1 pseudogene is annotated in these 293 nt (G+C 70.3%); it reads right to left on the reverse strand.

Annotation, left to right across the window (positions count from 1 at the left end):
• Window positions 1-293 (reverse strand): annotated as a pseudogene (locus AC0IYH_RS30895) (hypothetical protein); the annotation flags it as partial.

Genomic DNA, 293 nt, shown 5'->3' on the forward strand with positions numbered 1-293 from the left:
TTGCGGCCATTGCAGCCACCGTGGTCACCGGCACGTCGAGGTCGGCGACCGCGTTCGCCACCGCCTGCGCCATGTCGAGGTCGGACCCCGCCAGCGTTCCGTCCGCAAAACGGCAGATGCCGTCCGCGACGCGGATGGGACGGCCCTGCAACACGAAATCCTTGTCGACCGCACCGACCGACGACATCGCGTCGGTGACCAGCATCATCCGGTCGTGCGGTCGCGCCCGCATCGCCACGCGCAGCACCGCCGCCGCGACATGCACCCGGTCGACGATCAGCCCGCACCACGGT

The organism is Pseudomonas sp. AC463, from assembly GCF_979253585.1.